This is a genomic window from Streptomyces sp. V4I23 (genome assembly GCF_030817975.1).
GTDB lineage: Bacteria > Actinomycetota > Actinomycetes > Streptomycetales > Streptomycetaceae > Streptomyces.
In genome coordinates this window covers 5,470,345-5,489,901 of the sequence record NZ_JAUSZW010000004.1, presented here as the reverse complement: position 1 = coordinate 5,489,901, position 19,557 = coordinate 5,470,345, and the positions used below count along the sequence as shown (strand labels likewise).

The 19,557-nt window shown below is 73.2% G+C and carries 17 protein-coding genes and 2 pseudogenes; 12 read left to right on the top strand and 7 right to left on the bottom strand.

All coding sequences use genetic code 11. The features are described 5' to 3' along the window. The first annotated feature begins 1 nt into the window (after nt 1). Nucleotides 2-1,264 (top strand): beta-ketoacyl synthase, encoded by a 1,263-nt coding sequence (locus QFZ82_RS27200; protein WP_307715652.1) that lies wholly within the window; start codon nt 2-4, stop codon nt 1,262-1,264. Nucleotides 1,265-1,541: 277 nt separating this feature from the next. On the opposite strand, the gene QFZ82_RS27195 is transcribed toward QFZ82_RS27200, so the two are convergent. Further along, entirely contained in the window at nt 1,542-2,036 is a 495-nt protein-coding gene (locus tag QFZ82_RS27195; RefSeq protein ID WP_177153428.1) for a DUF3145 domain-containing protein, read from the bottom strand. A gap of 260 nt (nt 2,037-2,296) precedes the next feature. Between QFZ82_RS27195 and QFZ82_RS27190 the strand changes: the two genes are divergently transcribed. After that, the gene (locus QFZ82_RS27190; protein WP_307715651.1) at nt 2,297-3,241 is read left to right on the top strand and encodes a GDSL-type esterase/lipase family protein; all 945 of its coding nucleotides are present in this window, start codon (nt 2,297-2,299) and stop codon (nt 3,239-3,241) included. A gap of 53 nt (nt 3,242-3,294) precedes the next feature. Next, nucleotides 3,295-4,555 (top strand): annotated as a pseudogene (locus tag QFZ82_RS27185) (pyroglutamyl peptidase). A 234-nt stretch (nt 4,556-4,789) separates the two neighbouring features. Here QFZ82_RS27185 and QFZ82_RS27180 read toward each other — a convergent pair. Further along, nucleotides 4,790-5,401, bottom strand: a complete 612-nt coding sequence (locus QFZ82_RS27180) for a LysE family translocator (protein ID WP_307715650.1) — start codon at nt 5,399-5,401, stop codon at nt 4,790-4,792. 83 nt (nt 5,402-5,484) lie between these two features. Between QFZ82_RS27180 and QFZ82_RS27175 the strand changes: the two genes are divergently transcribed. Beyond that, nucleotides 5,485-6,252 carry a carbon-nitrogen hydrolase family protein gene (locus tag QFZ82_RS27175; protein ID WP_307715649.1) on the top strand — a complete coding sequence of 256 codons (768 nt, stop codon included), beginning with the start codon at nt 5,485-5,487 and terminating at the stop codon, nt 6,250-6,252. Here the strand turns inward: QFZ82_RS27175 and QFZ82_RS27170 are convergent. Then, nucleotides 6,239-7,054: an EI24 domain-containing protein gene (locus tag QFZ82_RS27170; protein WP_307715648.1), complete on the bottom strand. Its 816-nt coding sequence runs from the start codon at nt 7,052-7,054 to the stop codon at nt 6,239-6,241. The genes QFZ82_RS27175 and QFZ82_RS27170 overlap by 14 nt on opposite strands. 116 nt (nt 7,055-7,170) lie before the next feature. Between QFZ82_RS27170 and QFZ82_RS27165 the strand changes: the two genes are divergently transcribed. After that, complete coding sequence (locus QFZ82_RS27165) at nt 7,171-9,717, top strand: M14 family zinc carboxypeptidase (protein ID WP_307715647.1); 2,547 nt, start codon at nt 7,171-7,173, stop codon at nt 9,715-9,717. A gap of 78 nt (nt 9,718-9,795) precedes the next feature. Here the strand turns inward: QFZ82_RS27165 and QFZ82_RS27160 are convergent, their stop codons facing one another. Both QFZ82_RS27160 and QFZ82_RS27155 read right to left on the bottom strand, forming a co-directional pair. Beyond that, a complete protein-coding gene (locus QFZ82_RS27160; RefSeq protein ID WP_307715646.1) occupies nt 9,796-10,218 on the bottom strand; it encodes an organic hydroperoxide resistance protein in 423 nt (140 codons plus the stop codon). A 78-nt stretch (nt 10,219-10,296) separates the two neighbouring features. After that, nucleotides 10,297-11,313, bottom strand: coding sequence for an NADP-dependent oxidoreductase (locus QFZ82_RS27155; RefSeq protein WP_307715645.1), 1,017 nt, complete (start codon nt 11,311-11,313; stop codon nt 10,297-10,299). 90 nt (nt 11,314-11,403) lie between these two features. Between QFZ82_RS27155 and QFZ82_RS27150 the strand changes: the two genes are divergently transcribed. Beyond that, nucleotides 11,404-11,841 carry a MarR family winged helix-turn-helix transcriptional regulator gene (locus QFZ82_RS27150; RefSeq protein WP_307715644.1) on the top strand — a complete coding sequence of 146 codons (438 nt, stop codon included), beginning with the start codon at nt 11,404-11,406 and terminating at the stop codon, nt 11,839-11,841. Between the two features lie 56 nt (nt 11,842-11,897). On the opposite strand, the gene QFZ82_RS27145 is transcribed toward QFZ82_RS27150, so the two are convergent. Then, on the bottom strand, nt 11,898-12,647 hold the full coding sequence (locus tag QFZ82_RS27145; RefSeq protein WP_307715643.1) for a hypothetical protein: 750 nt from the start codon (nt 12,645-12,647) through the stop codon (nt 11,898-11,900). Between the two features lie 121 nt (nt 12,648-12,768). Between QFZ82_RS27145 and QFZ82_RS27140 the strand changes: the two genes are divergently transcribed. Together QFZ82_RS27140 and QFZ82_RS27135 are read left to right on the top strand one after the other, a co-directional pair. Beyond that, complete coding sequence (locus QFZ82_RS27140) at nt 12,769-13,335, top strand: hypothetical protein (RefSeq protein WP_307715642.1); 567 nt, start codon at nt 12,769-12,771, stop codon at nt 13,333-13,335. Nucleotides 13,336-13,515: 180 nt separating this feature from the next. Further along, nucleotides 13,516-14,715, top strand: coding sequence for a rod shape-determining protein (locus tag QFZ82_RS27135; RefSeq protein ID WP_307715641.1), 1,200 nt, complete (start codon nt 13,516-13,518; stop codon nt 14,713-14,715). A 100-nt stretch (nt 14,716-14,815) separates the two neighbouring features. On the opposite strand, the gene QFZ82_RS27130 is transcribed toward QFZ82_RS27135, so the two are convergent. Continuing rightward, nucleotides 14,816-15,304 (bottom strand): Lrp/AsnC family transcriptional regulator, encoded by a 489-nt coding sequence (locus QFZ82_RS27130; RefSeq protein ID WP_307715640.1) that lies wholly within the window; start codon nt 15,302-15,304, stop codon nt 14,816-14,818. A gap of 548 nt (nt 15,305-15,852) precedes the next feature. On the opposite strand from QFZ82_RS27130, the gene QFZ82_RS27125 reads away from it, so the two are divergent. The 4 genes and pseudogenes from QFZ82_RS27125 to QFZ82_RS27110 all read left to right on the top strand — a co-directional run bounded on the left by QFZ82_RS27125 (nt 15,853) and on the right by QFZ82_RS27110 (nt 19,510). Continuing rightward, the gene (locus tag QFZ82_RS27125) at nt 15,853-16,023 is read left to right on the top strand and encodes a hypothetical protein (RefSeq protein WP_307715639.1); all 171 of its coding nucleotides are present in this window, start codon (nt 15,853-15,855) and stop codon (nt 16,021-16,023) included. 126 nt (nt 16,024-16,149) lie between these two features. Then, nucleotides 16,150-16,593 (top strand): annotated as a pseudogene (locus QFZ82_RS27120) (nitrate/nitrite transporter); the annotation flags it as partial. 120 nt (nt 16,594-16,713) lie between these two features. After that, the gene (locus tag QFZ82_RS27115; RefSeq protein WP_307715638.1) at nt 16,714-18,174 is read left to right on the top strand and encodes an acyl-CoA synthetase; all 1,461 of its coding nucleotides are present in this window, start codon (nt 16,714-16,716) and stop codon (nt 18,172-18,174) included. Continuing rightward, nucleotides 18,167-19,510, top strand: a complete 1,344-nt coding sequence (locus QFZ82_RS27110; protein WP_307715637.1) for a carboxyl transferase domain-containing protein — start codon at nt 18,167-18,169, stop codon at nt 19,508-19,510. Before QFZ82_RS27115 ends, QFZ82_RS27110 begins: the two co-directional genes overlap by 8 nt. Nucleotides 19,511-19,557 lie beyond the last annotated feature (47 nt).

Sequence of the window (19,557 nt, the reverse complement as noted above, 5' to 3'; positions counted from 1 at the left end):
TGTGAACTCGACCAATCGCACCGTGGTCGTCACCGGTATCGGCGCAACCACACCGTTGGGTGGCGACAGCGCATCGACCTGGGAGGGCCTGATCGCCGGGCGCTCCGGAGTGCAGCTCCTGGAGGGCGAGCGCTTCGCCGACCTCCCGGTGCGCATCGCCGCCGCGGCCGCGGTCGACCCGGGCGAGGTCCTGCCCCGCCCGCTGGCCCGCAAGCTGGACCGCTCCGCGCAGTTCGCCGTGATCGCGGCGCGCGAGGCGTGGGCCGACGCCGGCTTCACCTCCCCCGCGGGCGAGGACGCCGCCGTCGCGCCGTCCCGGCTGGGCACCGTGATCGCCTCCGGCATCGGTGGCGTCACGACGCTGCTCGACCAGTACGACGTGCTCAAGGAGAAGGGCGTACGCCGCGTCTCCCCGCACACCGTCCCCATGCTGATGCCGAACAGCCCCTCCGCGAACGTCGGCCTGGAGGTGAACGCCCAGGCGGGCGTCCACACCCCGGTCTCGGCGTGCGCGTCGGGCGCGGAGGCGATCGGTTACGCCGTCGAGATGATCCGTACCGGCCGTGCCGACGTGGTCGTCGCGGGCGGCACCGAGGCGGCCATCCACCCGCTGCCGATCGCCGCGTTCGCCAACATGATGGCGATGTCCAAGAACAACGACGAGCCGACGAAGGCCTCGCGCCCGTACGACACGGCCCGGGACGGTTTCGTCCTCGGCGAGGGCGCGGGCGTCGTGATCCTCGAGTCGGCCGAGCACGCGGCGGCACGCGGCGCGAAGGTCTACTGCGAGGTGCTGGGCCAGGGCCTGTCCGCGGACAGCCACCACATCGCGCAGCCGGAGCCGACGGGCCGCGGTATCGCCGCCGCGCTGCGGAACCTGCTGGAGACGACGGACCTCAAGCCGTCCGAGGTCGTGCACCTGAACGCGCACGCCACCTCGACGCCGCAGGGTGACGTCGCGGAGATCAAGGCGCTGCGGTCGGTCCTCGGCGACGACCTCGACCACGTCGCGGTCTCCGCCACGAAGTCGATGACGGGTCACCTGCTGGGTGGCGCGGGCGGTATCGAGACGGTGGCGACGGTGCTCGCGCTGCACCACCGCACGGCCCCGCCGACGATCAACGTCGACGACCTGGACGAGAGCGTGGACGCGGACATCGTCCGCGGCGAGCCGCGGGCGCTGCCGGAGGGCACGATCGCGGCGATCAACAACTCGTTCGGCTTCGGCGGCCACAACGTGGTGCTGGCGTTCCGCACGGTGTGACGCGCACAGCGCACATGCTTCGGGCCCGCCCCTGATGGGGGCGGGCCTCGGCATTTCCCCTACCCGCCCCTTCCCGTAACCGGGGCAAGCCCCGGACCCCGTACCGCGCTTCGCGCGGTGTCCTCAATCGCCGGACGGGCTGATTTCGCGCAGCGAAATCAGCCCCGCCGGCGATTGAGGCGCGGGGGTCCGGGGCCGGAGCCCCCGGTTACGGGATGGGGGCACCTCCCACGGCCGCCAGGCCGTAGGGGGAGGGCGGGGGGGAACAAACCCCCGGTCACACCACCTGGTGGAGCCAGCGGACCGGCGCGCCCTCGCCCGCGTAGCGGAAGGGCTCCAGCTCGTCGTCCCACGGCTTGCCCAGCAGCTTCGCGATCTCCGCCTCCAGCTCCGTCTCCCCCTGCGACGACCGCGCCAGCGCGGCGCGCAGGCGGTCCTCGGGGACCAGGATGTCGCCGTGCATGCCCGTGACCGCGTGGAAGATGCCCAGCTCCGGCGTCGCGCTGTAGCGCTCGCCCTCGGCCGTCGCGCACGGCTCCGCCGTCACCTCGAAGCGCAGCAGATGCCAGCCGCGCAGCGCCGACGCCAGCTTGGAGGCCGTCCCGGCCTCGCCGCGCCAGGAGAACTCCGCTCTCCAGGTCCCGGGCGACGCGGGCTGGCGGACCCAGTCGAGCTGGACCCGCACGCCGAGCACTCCCGCGACCGCCCACTCGACGTGGGGGCACAGCGCGCGCGGTGCGGAGTGAACGTACAGAACGCCACGTGTCGTCACCGGGACCTCCAGTGTGGGACGAGGATCACCTTCCCAGCGGCCTCAGTAAACAGCATCGGGAGCGGAACTCCGCAAAAGGGACAACATGTGACGTGATGTAATTTACTGGCGCCGATGGGCGGGGTGCCTCTGGGTCGACGGGAAAAAGCTACCGTGCGGGGGCCCGGGAGGGATGGCGTACTGTCGGTCCTGGGCCCGTACGCACGAAGCTTTCACCCGGCAGGAGTCCGACCGCCGGGTCGCAGAAGGGGAACACGGGGATGCGGCAGCGCGCGAGGACGTACCGCGGGCGTGGGGCAGGGATCGTCGCCGTGACGCTCGTCACCCTGTCGGCCGCCGTGCTGACGGCATGTGACTCCTCGTCACAGCAGGGCGGACGACCTGGCTCCGCTTCTTCCCGGCCCACGCCGAGTCCCAGCCCGACTCCTCCCTGGGACCGCACCCCGCGCTCCCTCGCCGCGGTCGGCGACTCGATCACGCGCGGCTTCGACGCCTGCTCGCTCTTCACCGACTGCCCCGAAGTGTCGTGGGCCACCGGCACGGACGCCCGGGTGAACAGCCTGGCGCTGCGCCTGCTCGGACCGGCCGGCGCCGACGCCCGCAGCTGGAACCACGCCCGTTCCGGCGCCGACGTCGCGGATCTGCCCGCACAGATGGCCCTCGCGGCCGCGCACAAGCCGGAACTGGTCACGGTGATGGTCGGCGCGAACGACGCCTGCGCCGACACCATGGAGCGCATGACGCCCGTCGAAAAGTTCCGCGCGTCGTTCGAGGCGTCGATGGCCCGGCTGCGCAAGGACGCGCCCAAGGCCCAGGTGTACGTGTCGAGCGTGCCGGACCTCAAGCGCCTGTGGTCGACGGGCCGCGCCGATCCGGTGGGCAGTCAGATCTGGAAGCTGGGCATCTGTGCGTCGATGCTGGGCGAGGCGGAGGACGACAGCCTGTCGGCGCAGCAGCGCCGGGACGCCGTCCGGCAGCGGATCGTCGCGTACAACGAGGTCCTCGAGGACGTCTGCGCCGAGGACGACCGCTGCCGCTACGACGGCGGCGCGGTGTTCGACTACCGCTTCAGCGGGCAGCAGTTGAGCCGCTGGGACTGGTTCCATCCCAGCCGGGACGGTCAGGAGCGGCTGGCCGAGATCGCGTACCGCAACGTCACGGCCGCGAAGCCGCCGGCCGGGCAGGCCGACGGCGGCGCGCGGTAGCGACGGCAGCGCCCCGCCCGCGATACTTCCGCCCACCCGACGGAAGGATTCCCGTGTCCCGGATACGCGCCCGCCTGGACGTGCTCGGCGTCGCCCTGTTCGCCTCCGCATCGCTCGCCCTCACCGTGTCGCCGACCGCCGCGGCGCAACCCGCCGACGCGGCGCGGGCCTCGGACGCGCGGCCTCTCACCGTCGAGGAGCAGCGCCTGGAGCGGGGTGCCGCAGGAGATCCTGCGGCGCAGCGGATTCGACGGCGTGGCGCCCGCCTTCACCCGTGCGCTCGCCGGGGCGGGGTCCTACGGGCAGGCGGAGCGGACCGTCGTCCGGCAGGGGGCGGCGCTGTGGGAGCGTGCCGTGGACCGGGCGCAGGGGCGCGGGCCCGCGCGGGGCGACCTGAGCCGCGACGACGACCGGCCGCTGTACTGGGCCCGGCTCGGCATGACGGCGCATCTGCGCCAGTGGGAGCCGTCGTTCGGTCTCGACGACGCGCAGCGGGCGCGCCTGCTGGACCGCCTGGAGCGCAGCTCGCGCGGCCAGGACTCGATGGACTTCCCCGCGGGCAAGGGGATCAGGCGCATCGTGATGACGGGCTTCGACCCGTTCACGCTGGACCGGGACATCCGGATCAGCAACCCGTCCGGCGCCACCGCGCTCGCGCTGGACGGCTCCTGGATCCGTACGGCGGACGGGCCGGCCCGGATCGAGACGGCCGTCTTCCCGGTGCGCTGGCAGGACTTCGCCGACGGCACGGTCGAGCGGACGCTGCGGCCCCGGCTGCCGGAGGCGGATCTGTTCACGACGGTGAGCCAGGGCCGGGTGGGCCGGGTCGACATCGAGCGGTTCAACGGCGCCTGGCGTGGCGGGTTCCCGGACAACGACAACGTCTCCCGCACGGGGACGGTGCCGGTCGACGACCCGGCCACGCAGCCCCAGTGGACGACGACCACGCTCCCGTACGCGGCGATCACGGCGGCGGACACGGGCCGCTTCCCGGTCTACGACAACACGTCGGTGACCGAGGTCCCGGCGGGCGGCGGCCCCGCGGTGGTGCGGCCCGAGGGGCCGACCCCCGGCTCGGCGGCACGCGCCGGGGGCGGCGGCAACTACCTCTCGAACGAGATCGCCTACCGCGCGACGCTGCTCCGGGACCGGCTGGGCCTGGCCGTCCCCGGCGGCCACGTGCACACCCCGGTGCTGCAGTTCGGGGCCGGGAACACGACGGAGGTCACCGACCCCGAGTTCGTACGCAACCGGCTGGACATCATCACGCAGGTGCGGGCGATCATCCGCGTGACGGCGGAATCCACCGGCTGATCGCCGGCCGCCGTCTGGCCCGCACCGCCGCTGTCCGGGGTGCGGGCCGGGGCCGTTGCCGGGCCCCTATTGGACATGCACCGTTCAACCAAAGGCCGCCCGCTTGTGTGCCGGGGCGCGCTGAAGACCCTGCCGCCCGGCAGGCGTTCGTCATCGACGACACGGCCCTCCAGGTGAGCTGACCACCGCTGCTTCGGGCCCCGTCCGGCGTCGTCCCGGGCGGGGCCTTCGCGGTCAGCGGGCGAAGCCCAGGCTGACGCCGAGGCCCACGAGCACCGAGCCGATGGCCCGGTTGAGGGCCCGCTGCCGGCGCAGCAGGGCGGCGCGCAGCCGCGGCTGCGAGAAGAAGAGCGCGACGAGCCCGAACCAGCCGAGGTGCGCCATCGACATGAACAGCCCGTACCCGGCCTGCTGCCAGGTGGCCGTGTCCGGTCCGACGACCTGCGTGAAGGTGGAGACCACGAAGAGGGTCGTCTTGGGGTTGAGGACGTTGGTGAGGAAGCCGCCGCGCAGCGCACCCAGCGGCGTCAGCCCCTCCTTCCGCCCCTCCAGGTCGACGGTGATCTCGGTGCGGGCGGTGAAGGTCCGCAGGCCGATGTAGACGAGATACGCGGCACCGGCGATCTTGATGGCGGTGAACAGCTCGGTGGACGAGGCGATCAGCAGCCCGACGCCGAGCATCGTGTACGTGACGTGCACGAGCACGCCCGCGGCGACACCGGCGGCGGCGAACAGGCCCGTCGTGCGGCCGTACAGGCAGCTGTTGCGCACGACCATGGCGAAGTCGGCGCCGGGGCTGATGACGGCGAGGACGGTGATGACGGCCACTGCGATCACTTCGGTCATACGGCGATGCTGGCACGAGGGGCGGCCCGCTGGTGAGCCGTCCGGGCTTTTCTCCCGGATGACGAGACGGTGATGATGGCCGCATGAAGATCGCAGCAGCACAGTTCCCGTCCGTTCTCGGCGACGTCGAGGCCAACATCGGCAGCATGGCGGCCCTGATCCGCGAAGCGGCCCGGCAGGGCGCCCGGTTCGTGGCCTTCTGCGAACTCGCCGCCCAGGGTTACGCCCTGGCCCCCATCGCGGCCGACCCCGGCCTGTGGCTGGCCGAGGACGACCCCCGGCTCGAACCGGTGCGCGAGGCGTGCCGTACGACCAGGACGGCCGCCCTGATCGGCTGCGCGGCCCGCACGGACGGCGACCGGCCGGCGATCTCGGCACTGGTGATCGGCCCCGACGGCGAACCGCTCGCCCGCTACGACAAGACGCACCTGTACGGCGAGGAGCTGGAGGTCTTCACGGCGGGCACCGTGGAGGGCCGTTTCGAGCTCGACGGGGTCCGCTTCTCGGTCGCGATCTGCTACGACAACCGGCTCCCCGAGGTGGCCGCGTCCGCCGCGGCGGACGACTGCCGGGTGTACGTGGCCAGTTCCGTACTGGAGGCGGGCAACGACTCGTTCGAGAAGGTCTGTCCGGTGCGGGCCCGGGACAACGGCCTGTACGTGCTGCTCGCCAACCACGTCGGCACCTGCGAGGTGGGCGAGTGCCGAGGCGGCAGCGCGGTGTGGGGCCCGGACGGCACGCTGCTCGCGGACGCGGGTGACGGCGGACGGGGACTCGCCTTGCTGGAGCTCCCCGCGGACGCGGCCGCGCGCTGGAACGAACGACGCCGGGCCGCGGTCAGGACTTGGTGAAGCCGTACGGGGGCTGCCCAGGAGCGGGCGCCGCCGGGGCCGCCCCCGCGGTGTCGTCCTCGCCCCGCGGGGACACCAGGTCGCGTGCCATCAGCGTCGCGCCCGCCACCGCGCCCGGCATCAGGAACACCGCCAGGAACGGGACGAGGAACGCCAGCGTCAGCGGCACGCCGAAGCCGAGCGTCAGCAGCCGGCGGCCGCGCAACAGGCCCAGCCGCTCCTTCAGTTCGATGCCGCGACGCTGGAGCGCGACGGCGGTCAGCTCTTCGGTGAGGAAGAAGCCCGAGACGCAGAAACCGACCACGGGTACGACCGTCTGACCGATCACCGGGATGAAACCGCAGACGAAGAGCAGCACTCCGTAGAACGCGACGCGCAGCAGGATCCGCACCGAGTCGCGTGCGGAGATCCACAGTTCGCGCCACAGCGGCAGGCCGGACGTCGGCACCTCGCCGCCCTCGGTGCGGTCGACGTGCTCGGACAGCGACTCGTAGAACGGCTGGCCGACCAGAAGGGTCACCGCCGTGAAGGTGATCACGGCGAGGAAGAGGCCGAAGGCGAAGGAGAGGGCCGTCAGCGTGCCGCGCAGGAAGCCCTGCCACGGCGAGGACCAGTCGTCGGCGAACGGCGTCGCCCACGCGACGAGGTCGTCCGCGCCCCAGGCGAGGCCGGCGAACGCCGCCGCGTAGAGCACCAGAGTCACCAGGCCGGGCAGCAGCCCGAAGCCGAACCAGCGGCCGTGCCCGCCGACCCAGCGCTGGCCCTTCATCAAGTAGCCGAAGCCCACCCCGAGATCACGCATACGCACAGCTTATCGGTGTGGCTCTTGTTGTTCGGGAGCCGAACCGGTAGACCTCGCGTACTGATCGTGTACTGATCACGTATCGATTCTTCCGGCACTGGAAAGGTCCGTACCGCATGGGATCATCCCGACCCGTACTGATCACCGCCAGCCTCGCGGCCGCGCTCGCGGGCGCTCTGCTCGTACCGCCGGCCGCCACCGGGGCCCCGGGCAGGGACGATCCGCGGCCCCATCCCCTGCGGGAGGGCGGCGGACGTGACACGGGCGCAGCCCGGGCGCCGGCGTCGGCCACCGCCAATGCCCTGGGCGGCCCGGCGTCCGGCCCGCGGACGCGCACCGGCGGCTACCCGCGCGAGACGACGCTCGACGTCCCGCCGGCGAACCCGGACGACAAGTCCATCAAGCTGGGCCTGGTCCCGTACCACGGGATCGCACCGCGCCTCAACGCCCTGCAGCAGCTGGGCGACCGGGTCAGCGTCGAGGTCGCCGGGCACTCGGCGGGCGGCCACGAGCTGTACCTCGTCACCGTGACGGCCCCGGAGAGCGCGGCGCAGGCGCGCGAGCAGGAGCGGATGCGCGAGCGGATCGAGAACGCGCCGGCGGCCGCGGCCAAGGACCCGCGCATCAAGGCGGCGTACAAGACGCCCGTGTTCATCAACAACAACATCCACGGCAACGAGTGGGAGGGCACGGACGCCGCGCTGAAGCTCATCGAGGAGCTGGCGAAGGCGAAGGACGCCCGCACCGCCGACCTGCTCGCGAAGAACCGCGTCTACCTCAACGTGACCGCCAATCCGGACGGCCGGATCGCGGGCACCCGCGCCAACTCCGGCGGCTTCGACCTGAACCGGGACTTCATCACCGCGACCCAGCCCGAGTCGCGCGCCATCCGGCAGATCGCGATCGACAAGCAGCCGGCCGTCATGCTGGATCTGCACGGCTACGTCAACGGCACGCTGATCGAGCCGACGACACCGCCGCACGGCGAGAACTACGAGTACGACCTCTTCCTGAAGAACGCGTACGCCAACGCCCTCGGCATGGAGAAGGCCGTCAACGGCCTCGGCTACACGTTCGACGAGGACGGGGTGCGGCCCGCCGTGATCCCGTTCCGGGACGAGAAGGAGGGCTGGGACGACTGGCCGCCCGTCTTCACCCCGCAGTACATGCCGTTCCACGGCACGGTGGCCTCGCACACCATCGAGTTCCCGATGCGGGTCAACAACCGCGACTACGACGCACTGCCCGTCGCCGAGCTGCGCCGCCGTGCCGTCGTCAACACCGACATCGCGGGCGCCGCGATGCGGGCGACGCTCACCTACACGCACGAGCACCGCACGTCGGTGATCGCCGACCAGATCGAGACGTTCCGGCGGGGCGCGGCGGGCGAGGCGCAGCGGCCGGTGTCGGAGGAGACCGTGCCGGGCGTGCCGGGCATCGGTCCCGAGGACGTGTACACGGCGACCTTCCCGCGGGCCTATGTGATCCCGGCCGGCGGCTCACAGAGGTCGGCGGTGGCGGCGGGCCGGCTGGTGGACCATCTGGTCGCCAACGACGTGCGCGTGGAGCAGGCGCGCCTGCCGTTCCGGCTGGAGGGGCGCTCCTACCCGGCCGGTTCGTACGTCGTCGACATGCACCAGCCCAAGCGCGGTCTGGCCAATGTGATCCTCGCCGAGGGACGCGACATCAGCGCGGACGTCTCGGTCATGTACGACATCTCGGGCTGGAGCCTGGGGCTGCTGTGGGGCGCGACGGTGGACAAGTCCGTCTCGGACGCGCCGCGTGTGCCGACGCGCACGGTGCACGCGGCGTCGCCGACCGGCCGGGTCGCCCCGTACGGCGACCTGCGGCTGCGTCTGGACGACCCGAAGGAGATCGCGGCCCTCAACTCCCTGCTGGCGCAGGGCGTCCAGGTGCGGCGGACGGCGGACGGCGCGGCGGTCGTGCCGGGCTCGGCGCGGGGTGTCGCACGGGTGCTGGCGGACCGGCTCGGGGTCGCGTTCGAGGCGACGAAGGAGAAGGGCACGGCGCCGCTGCACCGCACCCGGGTCGCCGCGGCCGTCACCCCGGGCGAGCTGTTCGCGCTGCGGGAGATGGGCTTCGCAGTGGTGCCGGTCTCGACGCAGGCGCTCAACGCGGGCTTCGACTGGTCCACGGTGGACGCCCTGTTCGTGTCGTCCGGCCTGGACCACGCGAAGCTCACACCGGCCGCCCGGGCGGCGTTCGGCGCGAGCGGCGTCGGCGTGGTCGGGCTCGGTGAGCAGGGAGCGGCGTTCAACGCGGCGGCCTCGCTGCTGGACGTGACCGCGGTGGCGGGCAACGGCGACGCCAACGGCGTGGTCCGTGTGACCAACGCCGACGGCCCGATCACGGGCGGCGCCCCGGCGCACACGTTCGTCTACTCGCCGGGCTGGTTCACCGGCCTCGGCAGCGGCGTGCGCGTCGAGCAGTCGTACGGCTCCGGGAACCCGCTCGTGTCCGGCCACTGGCGTGCGACGGAGGACGGCAAGGGCGGCCCGCAGCACGCGGCGGGCCGTGCGTCGGTCGTCTCGGGGACGTCGAAGGCCGGGGCGCCGGTGGTGCTGTTCGGCACCGAGCCGCTGTTCCGGGCGCACCCCAAGGGCGTGTTCGCACAGATCGGCCGGGCGCTGCTGACCCGCTGAACACGACCGGCGGCCGACCGCCGGACATGCGACGAGGGCCGCACCCCGTGCGCGGGGTGCGGCCCTCGGTCCTGCGTGTCACACGGTGAGGTCGACCGTGATGTTGCCGCGGGTGGCCTTGGAGTACGGGCAGACCTGGTGGGCCTTCTCGATGAGGTCCTTGGCGGTGGCGGCGTCCACGTTCGGGATGCTCGCGGAGAGCTTGACGATGAGGCCGAAGCCGTCGTCGTTCTTGCCCAGGCCGACCTCGGCGGTGACCGTGGACCCGGTGATGTCCGCCTTCTCCTGGCGGGCGACGACGACGAGGGCCTGCTGGAAGCAGGCGCTGTAGCCGGCGGCGAACAGCTGCTCCGGGTTGGTCCCGGCGCCGCTGCCGCCCATCTCCTTGGGCGGGGTCACGACGAAGTCGAGGGTGCCGTCGTTCGTGGCGACTCGGCCGTCACGGCCGTTCTCCGCGGTGGCGACAGCGGTGTAGAGCACCTCGGACTGCTGGATGGACATGACGTCTTCCTCCTGCTGGTTCGCCGCGACTCGCGCCCACGATCGCGACGGCTGGGGAAGAGCCTAACGGGTGACGACTCAGGCCAGAGAAACGATCATCTTTCCGGTGTTCTCGCCGCGCAGCAGACCCGTGAAGGCGTCGTAGCCGTTCTCGATGCCCTCGACGACGGTCTCGTCGTACTTCAGCTCGCCGGAGGCGATCCAGCCCGCGACGTCCTGGACGAACTGCGGCTGGAGGGCGGAGTGGTCGTTCACGAGCATGCCCTGAAGGCGCAGCCGCTTGCCGATGATCAGGGCGAGGTTGCGCGGGCCGGGGGCCGGCTCGGTGTCGTTGTACTGGGCGATCATTCCGCAGATGGTCGCCCGGCCGCCGACGTTGAAGGAGGAGATGGCCGCCTCCAGGTGGTCGCCGCCGACGTTGTCGAAGTAGACGTCGATGCCGTCGGGGGCCGCCTCCTTCAGCTGCTGGGCCACCGGTCCGTTCTTGTAGTTGAACGCGGCGTCGAAACCGTACTCCTCCACGAGGCGCTTGACCTTCTCGTCGGAGCCCGCCGAGCCGATGACCCGCGAGGCGCCCTTGATCCGGGCCATCTGGCCGACCTGGCTGCCCACCGCGCCGGCGGCGCCGGAGACGAAGACCACGTCGCCCTCCTTGAAGGACGCCACCTCGAACAGACCCGCGTAGGCGGTGAGGCCGGTCATGCCGAGCACGCCGAGGTAGGCGGAGAGCGGTGCCAGCGACGCGTCGACCTTGACGGCGTGCTGCGCGGGCACGCTCGCGTACTCCCGCCAGCCGAGGCCGTGCAGCACGTGGTCGCCGACCGCGAAGCCCTCGGCGTTCGACGCGACGACCTCGCCGACCGCGCCGCCCTCCATGGGGTGGTCGAGCTGGAACGGCGGGACGTAGGACTTCACGTCGTTCATCCGGCCGCGCATGTACGGGTCGACCGAGAAGTACAGGTTGCGCACGAGGACCCGGCCCTCGCCCGGCTCGGTGACCTCCGCCTCGCGCAGGGCGAAGTCCTCGGGCTTGGGCCAGCCGTGCGGGCGGGCGACGAGGTGCCATTCGCGGCCGGACGCGGGAAGAGCGGACATGCTGGTTTCCTCCTAGAAATGCTTCACTACCTCAAACAACCATGCTCCTCGATATTTAAGGTTGTCAAGTATCTGGGTATCCTGAGCCCCATGGCCATCCCAGGAGCAGACCCCCTCACCCTCGAAGTCGTCGAGCTCATCGGCTCCGTCGTGGCCCGCTACCACGACGAGTACGAGCGCGCCGCGGCCGAGCACTCCCTCACCGGCGCCCAGGCCCGGGTGCTGGGGCTGCTCTCCCTGGAGCCCCTGCCCATGCGCCGGATCGCGAACAAGCTGAAGTGCGAGCCGTCGAACATCACCGGGATCGTGGACCGCCTGGAGACGCGCGGCCTCGTGGAGCGGCGCCCCGACCCGGGCGACCGCAGGGTGAAGCTGGCCGCGGCCACTCAGGAGGGGCGCGGCACGGCGAAGCGGCTGCGCGAGTCGCTGGACTTCGCGCGCGAGCCGCTGGCGGAGCTGTCCGCACAGGAGCGGACGGCGCTGAGGGACCTGCTCAGGCGGATGCTGGGCGAGCGCCCCGAGCAGTAGCCCCGGCGGCGACGCGGGACGCGGGACGGGCCGGCGTCACCGGCACCGCGGGGGTGTCACAGACACCACCACAGGAAGCGGTCGCAGGTCTGTGTGGGCGAGGGCTCCGGCGGCGGGGGCTCCTCCTCCGTCGGCGGCTCCGGATCACCCGGATCGCCCGGACCGGAGGTCGGCCGGCCGCTCCCGCTGGGATCGGCGTCGCCTGGAGGTCCGTCCGTCGCGGACGGGGAGGCGCCGTCACCGGCCGGCGCGGAGGCGGAAGGCGCCGGGCCGTCGCCGCTCCCCGTGCCCGCGCCCGTCGCGGGCGCACCCCCGTCCTTCTTCGTCCCGGTGGCGCTCCCGGCCGGGCGCGGGGAGCCGGACGACATCACCGGCTTCTCGCTCACCTCGCCCGGACCGTCCGGGGTGTCCTCGGCGGCCGACGGCTCGATCGTCTCCGTCTCGACGACGTCCTGTTCCTTCACGGTGGTGGCTGCCCCGTCACCGCCCGACCCCTCGGTCGCCAGCTCCGCGAGGCTCAGCGCCCCCGCGGCCAGCACCAGGCCGAACGTTCCCAGGACCACCTTGCGCCCACGCCTCTTGCGCCCCCGGCGGCCGGCGGACGCGGGCTTGCGGCGCGACTGCGCCTGACGGCGCGCGGCACGCGGCCCGGGCCGCGCCGGCTCGGGCTCCACGTCCAGTTCGTAGACGTGGCCCGTGTCGGGCGCGCTGGTGGAGTGGCGACGGAGCTCCTCGACGGGGGTGCCGCACCCGGCACAGGCCAGCGCGCCGTTGAGGTGCCGTCCGCACGGGTGGCAGTAATCCATGGCCCCCGGAGAGTATGCGGCGCCTGGGTACGGGCGGTGGGTCGGAGTGTGAGGATCCTGTGTGGAATCGCCACTTCCCCGGCGTGCCCGCTCGCTTGTGCCGTCGCATCCCCGGGGCAGGATGTCGGGCATGGCTGCCACCGCCCCCTTCGGACCGCTCGACTTCCAGCTGGTGCTGCTGCGCCGGATGGCCGACCACCAGCCGGACCTCGTCGACGACGCCCGGCGCGAGCTCGGCGTCTCGCTCGCGCAGATGCGGGAGGCGAACCGCCGCTGGCAGGCGATCGTGCGCTCGCCCCGGGCGCGCGGCGCCCTGACCCGCTACCGCTCGGTGCTCGGCACACCGGAGTCGGTCGAGCACCGGCGCATCGGCGACCTGGAGTGCGACGCGCTGCTGTGGCCGGTGCCGCTCTGGCCCGACCTGCGCTTCGAGGTCCTGGCCGCGAAGAACGGGGCGGTGTGGAACGAATGGCTCGTACGGGCCCCGGGGGCGGCCGGCCCCGAGCTGCGGACGACGGCGGACCTGCGGCCCTGGTTGTGCACGGTCGACGAGGTGGCACGGGCGTTCGCGCCGGCCCGGCCACTGGAGGGATCGGCGCCGACGAGATGGCGCCTGGCGTTCACGCCGCCCGGCGAGGGCGAGCGGATCGCGGAGTTCACCTGGGGGCTTCTGCAGCGCCTCATCTGACGGGGCGTGAGCACCGGCCGGGACTGCGTGCCTGACGCACGCACGCGCCGCCGCCCGGGTGCGTCCTGCTCATCTGGCGGAGTGTCAGACCTCAGTGCCCCCAACCGGCGCAGCCCAGCGCGCGCACGGCCCCGGGCGATCGCACGATGCGAACACGTACCGCACTCGGGAGGATCTGCCGTGACCGTCAGCCTTGAGCAGCTGCGCCGTTGCCATGTCGCCGTGGACATGGGGGCGGCCAGGACCCGTGTCTTCGTCAAGGGCGCGGGCCTCGTCGTCGATGAGCCCAGCGTCGCCGCCGTGAACACGCGTACCGGCGCGCTGATCGCGGTCGGCACGCTCGCCGAGAAGATGACGGGCCGGACGCCCGACTACATCCGCGTCACACGGCCCGTCAGCGGCGGTACCGTCGTCGACATCGACATGGCGCAGCGCATGCTGCGGCACCTGCTCGGCGAGAAACTCCGCCGCCAGCTGCGCCGCAAGCCCCGGCTGCGCGCCGCCGCGAGCACCCCGCACGACTCCGACCCGCTCGCGCAGCGCGCCACCGTGGAGACGCTGGTCGGTCTCGGCGCCCGCCGGGTCGAGCTCGTGGACACGCTGATCGCCGCGGCCGTCGGCTGCAAGCTCCCGGTCGAACAGCCCACCGCAAACATGATCATGGTGTGCGGCGCGGCGACCACCCAGATCGCGGTCCTCTCGCTCGGTTCGATCGTCACGGCCGAACGCATCCCGATCGGCGGCAACGCGATCGACCACGCGGTGATCCAGCACCTGCGGCACCAGCACGCACTGATGCTGCCCAGCCAGTCCGTGCGACCCCTGCAACTGGCGCTGCGCGGCAACGGCCTCACCTCGCAGGGCCCGACGTCCACCGAGATCCACGGCCGGGACGTGGCCACCGGACTCGCCCGTTCGGTGCGCGTCGACACCGCCGCCGTACGGGAGGCCATCCACACGCCTCTCACCTCGGTCATCGACGGCATCGGCAAGGTGCTGCGCAACTGCCCGCCGGACCTGGTGGCCGATCTCGTCGACAGCGGCATCGTGATGGTCGGCGGCAGCGCGCTGCTCCCCGGACTCGACCAGATGCTGCGGGACGCCACCGGTATGTCGGTGCGGATCGCCGAACGGCCCGACACCTGCACGATTCTCGGGCTCGGCGCGATGCTGGAGGGCAGTATCCAGCCCATGGGGCTGGACCCGCTCGCCGACGACTCCGACTTCGACGAGTCCTCCGACGGGACGGGGTACGCACACGGCCTGTCGTCCTTCGGGGCCGTGTCCCCGTCCGGGGCGGGGGGCGAGGACGACGCGCCGGGCGCCGGTCCGGACCCTGACGACCACGACCGCTCGGAAGCGGCGCATGAGCCCCGGTGACGAGGACGTCGCGGCCCCGGCGGGGGCCGATGGCGCCGCAGCGTGCGAAGGCGGATCACCGACGACGGGCCGCGCGCGGACGGCGGCCGGCTGAGCACGGTCACCTGGGCGTCCCGCCGGCAGGCGCACGCGCGTCGCGCAGGGCGATACGGGTGCTGGACTGGGCGACCCCGGCCTCCCGCTTGAGGGTCCGCAGCAGGGCGTCGAGCTCGGCGGCGTCGGCCGCCGTGGCCCGTACGAGGTAGTCGTGCGCGCCGGTGACGTGGACGACCTCGGTGATGCCGGGCAGCTTGAGCACGACCCTCCCCCAGCCTTCGGCCGGGGGGACCTCCATCTCGCTTCGCTCGAACTCCTCGTTCGTCGTGTCGAGGCGCAGCGTGATGTCGATGAAGACGACGAGGCCGGGGCGGGGACCGGCCGTCGGGTCGACGATCGTGGTGAAGCCGCGGATGGTCCCGTCCCGGACCATCCGGCGCACCCGGTCGGCGGCGGCGTTGGCGCTCAGGCCGACCCGGACGCCGAGATCGCGGTAGGAGATCCGCGCATCCTCGCGGAGCACGCCGAGGATCTCCCTGTCGAGGCCGTCCATACCGCGATTGTCGCAGCCGACGCCGTAATACGACCGCGAGAGGACCGGCGGACGCACCACGGTGTGCCCATGAACGAGATATTGACGACGGCCGGCGCGGGAGCGGTGGCCGGACTGGGCGTGGCGGTACCGGTGGGCGCGATCGGCGTGCTGCTGGTCCAGGAGGCGATGCGCGACCGCGCCACGGCGGTGGCGGCGGCGTCCGCGGTGGCGGTGGTCGACATGTCGTACGCGGCGGTGGCCACGGCCCTGGGCCCCTTGGTGGCGTCGGCGCTGTCGGGCGTGGAGGCATGGGTGCGCCTGGCATCGGCCCTGATCCTGGGCGCCATCGCGGCGCACGGCCTGTGGTCGTCCGGGCGGGAGCCGCGCGACGGCCCGGCGGACGGGGTCACGCGGGGCGGGGCGGACGAGGCTGTGGCGCGGGCGCGGCCCGCGCGGGTGTTCGCACGGTTCGCCGCACTCACCGCCGTCAATCCGACCACCGCCCTCTATTTCGCCGCCTCACCACCGCCCAGGGCGCGGCCCTTTGAGGCGGCACGGCCGGGGCCGTGTTCGTCGGCGGCGTGCTCGTCGCCTCGCTCGCGTGGCAGCAGTTCCTCGTGGCGGCCGCCGGTTACGCCGGGGCCCGGATCTCCGGCACCACCCGCGCGTGGACCTTCCGGATCGGCTTCGGGCTCGTCGCCGTCTACGCCGTGAAGATCGCGCTCCCGCTGCCCTGAGCACCCCTGTCGCCCACCGCCCGTACGGAGCAGTTCCGCGCGACCCTGCCCCTGGTGGACGCCTTGACTGGGCGCGTGGACACCCCCGCGAAGCCCTCCGCAGCCGCGTACCGCAACCTGATCACGGCCAGGCCGATCGGCGGCCGGCTCTCGGACCGGGCGCACCCCGCGGCCGTGACCGCCGGCGCGCTCGCCGTCGTCGCGCTGTCGGCGATCGTGCAGGCCTTCGACCCCGGCCTGTACCCGGTGGGCACGATCACGCTGCTGGTGACGGCGGCGGGGCTCGGCTCGGCGAGCGGCAGCGTGTTCGCGCTGGTCTCGCAGGTCACCCCGCAGGCGCAGGTGGGCAGTGTGACGGGCATCGTCGGCGCGATGGGCGGTCTCGGCGGTTTCGTGCCGCCGCTGGTGATGGGCGCGATCTACAGCGCGAAGGACTCGTACGCGATCGGCTTCATGCTGCTGTCGGACCTGGCCCTCGCGGGCTGCGTGTACGCGTACGGCCGGATGCGGACCGTCCCGCGCGCGCCGGAGGCCGGTTCCCGGAACGCGCATCCGGTCACCTCCCGGTGATAGGGCCGTCCGGTTCGAGGCAGGCTCAGGCCGCCGCCTCTCCACGGGGAGACAATGATGCGACGGGAAGCACTGCCATGAGCCTGCCGTGCACGGCACGCGACACCAGGAGGTCGACGAGTGAGTTCCCTGTTCCCGGCGCTGACAGCCACGGCCCGCCCTGACCACAGCGACCGGGTCGCCCTGCGGTTCGGGGAACGGTCCCTGACCTACGGGCAGCTGGCCGGTGCCGCCGGAGCTCTCGCGGCCCGGATCGGCTCGGCCGCGGCCGGCGGGCGGGTCGCGGTGTGGGCCGCACCGGCGCTGGAGACCGCGGTCGGCACGGTCGCGGCGCTGCTCGCCGGCGTACCCGTCGTACCGCTGAACCCGAAGACCGGGGAGCGGGAACTCGCGCACATCCTCGCGGACAGCGCACCATCACTGGTGCTGGCCGCTCCGGGCGACGAACTGCCCGCTGCCCTCGGCTCGTTGGAACGCGTCGACGTGCCGGTGGCGGGCGACGGTGAGGTGCCGTCCGGTGAACCGGGGCCCGGCGCGCCCGCGTTCGTCGTCTACACCTCGGGGACCACCGGCCCGCCCAAGGGCGCCGTCCTGCCGCGCCGCGCGGTCACCACGACGCTGGACGCGCTCCAGGACGCCTGGCAGTGGAGCGCGGACGACGTCCTGGTGCACGCGCTGCCGCTGTTCCATGTGCACGGCCTGATCCTCGGCGTCGTCGGCCCGCTGCGGCGCGGCGGCGAGGTGCGGCACCTGGGCAGGTTCACCCCCGAGGGCGTGGCCCGCGAGCTCGGGCGGGGCGGCACCATGCTGTTCGGCGTACCGACCATGTACCACCGGCTCGCCGAGGCGCTGGACGACGACGCCGAACTCGCGAAGGCGCTGGCGGGCGCCCGCCTGCTGGTGTCGGGGTCGGCCGCGCTGCCGCTGCCGGACCACGAGCGGATCGCCGCGGCGACCGGGCGGCGGGTGATCGAGCGGTACGGCATGACCGAGACGCTGATGAACACGAGCGTACGGGTCGACGGCCAGGCGCGTCCGGGGACGGTCGGCGTGCCGCTGCGCGGGGTCTCGCTGCGGCTGGTCGAGGAGGACGGCACGGAGATCACGGCATCGGACGGGGAGACGATCGGCGAGATCCAGGTACGCGGCGACCATCTGTTCACCGAGTACCTGAACCGGCCCGACGCGACGGCGGCCGCGTTCGACGGTGAGTGGTTCCGCACCGGGGACATGGCCGTGCGCGACGCGGACGGATACGTGCGGATCGTGGGACGCAAGGCGACCGACCTGATCAAGAGCGGCGGTTACAAGATCGGCGCCGGGGAGATCGAGAACGTCCTGCTGGACCATCCGGCGGTGCGCGAGGCCGCGGTCACGGGCGAGCCGGACGCGGACCTGGGCGAGCGGATCGTCGCGTGGATCGTGGCGGCCGATCCCCAAAAGCCGCCGTCGGCCGAGGAGTTGGCGGCGCACGTGGCGGCCCAGCTCGCCCCGCACAAGCGGCCGCGCGAGGTGCGGTTCCTCGACGTCCTGCCCCGCAACGACATGGGCAAGATCATGAAGCGGGCCCTCCATGGCTGAGCGGTTGACCGCCCGTGAGGCGATCGCGCTGCTCTGCGACGACTTCACCGAGCACGAGGCCGCCGAGCCGCCCCGCGCGGGCGACGGCCCGCTGGGCTGGGAGGGGTACGGCGCGGCACGCGAACGGGCGGCGCGGCGCACCGGCTCGGCCGAGTCGGTCGTCTACGGCGGGGCGACGCTCGGGGAGCGCCCCTGTGTGCTGATCTCCTTCGAATTCGGCTTCCTCGGCGGGTCGTTGAGCCAGAGCGCCGGGGACCGGCTGGAGGCCGCGTACGCCCTGGCCCGCGAGAGCCGCCGCCCGCTCGTCTCCCTGATCGCCACGGGCGGCAGCCGGATGCAGGAGGGGATGATCGCGCTGTCCCAGCTCCAGCGGGTGGCACGCGCGTCCGTGCTGCTGCGCGAGGCCGGTGTCGCGCACATCGCGGTTCTGCGCGATCCGACGACGGGCGGCGGGTGGGCGACGCTCGGCGCGGGCGCCGACGTGATCCTGGCGCTGCCCGGCGCGCAGGTCGGCTTCGCGGGCTCGCGCATACGGCCCATGGACGCGGACCCGGCGGCGTACACGGCCGAAGGGCAGCTCGGGGCGGGCCAGATCGACGCCGTCGTACGGCCCGAGGCGCTGCGCGACACGGTCGCCTTCTGGGCGGCGGCTCTCGGATCAAAGGCGCCGGCCGAGGCCGCTCCCCCGCCGCGCGCGCTGGGCGGGGCGGGGCGACCGCCGGGCTCCGGCTGGGACGCCGTGCGAGCGGCCAGGAACCCGGACCGGCCACGGGCGGCCGCGTACCTCGACGACTACTTCACCCGGCGCGAACCGCTGCGCGGAGACCGGTGCGGCGGCGACGACCCCGGGATGCTGTGCGGCGTCGGGCTGCGCGAGGGCCGGCCGGTGGCGTACGCGGCCCAGACCGGGACCGCGACCCGGCCGGCCGGTTACCGCACGGCCGCGCGCGTGGTGCGGCTGGCGGACCGCTTCCGACTGCCGGTGCTGACGCTCGTGGACACCCCCGGCGCGGCCAACGACGCCGAGGCGGAGCGGGCGGGCGCGGGCGCGGCGATCGCGGAGCTGTTCACGGCGATGGCGGCCGCCCGCACGCCGCTGACGAGCCTGCTGATCGGCGAGGGCGGATCGGGGGGCGCGCTGGCGCTGGCGGCGCCGGGCAACACGTGGGCGACGCCGGACAGTTACTTCTCGGTGATCGCCCCGGAGCTCGCCGCCGCGATCCTCAAACGCGACCCGGCCGAAGTCCCCCGCACGGCCGGCCAACTCCGCCTCCGCCCGCAGGACCTCGTGGACCTGTCGGTCGTCCGCGGCATCGTGGGCCCGGCGGGGACCTGACGGCCGGCGGGGCCTTTCGACGGTCGCGTCGGCGGTGGGCCCCATGC